Origin of the sequence: Flavobacterium solisilvae (assembly GCF_012911605.1) — a bacterium.
Lineage (GTDB): Bacteria > Bacteroidota > Bacteroidia > Flavobacteriales > Flavobacteriaceae > Flavobacterium > Flavobacterium solisilvae.
Genome location: NZ_JAAMPT010000109.1, coordinates 1 through 320, shown reverse-complemented (window position 1 = coordinate 320; position 320 = coordinate 1). Strand labels below are relative to the sequence as shown.

Here is a 320-nt window from a genome sequence, read left to right as displayed (position 1 = left end):
TGAATAAATTACCGCGGTAAATTTCTATCTTTGTTCTGACAAGTATTAATAGTAACTCTTATCCATTAAAAATATGGCCATACTCATTACGCCAATTGGAAAAACTAATCCAACGCAACCCAATGCACCGCTGCTTTATTACCCAAAAGCAACTAAAACAGGCGAAGTAGATTTAGAGAAAGTAACCGAAGAAATTGCTCAAGCTACATCGCTAACACAAGCTGATTGTTATGCCGCAGTCATTAGTTTAGTAAAAGTATTGGAAGACCATTTAGAAAAAGGCGAAATCGTTAGACTAGAACCTTTGGGCACGTTTCAAA

At 36.6% G+C, this 320-nt stretch carries 1 protein-coding gene; it reads left to right on the top strand.

The genetic code is table 11. The features are described from left to right. Positions 1-73: 73 nt before the first annotated feature. Positions 74-320, top strand: a 247-nt coding sequence (locus tag G6042_RS00510) for an HU family DNA-binding protein (protein ID WP_211161589.1), incomplete at its 3' end; no start/stop codon positions are given.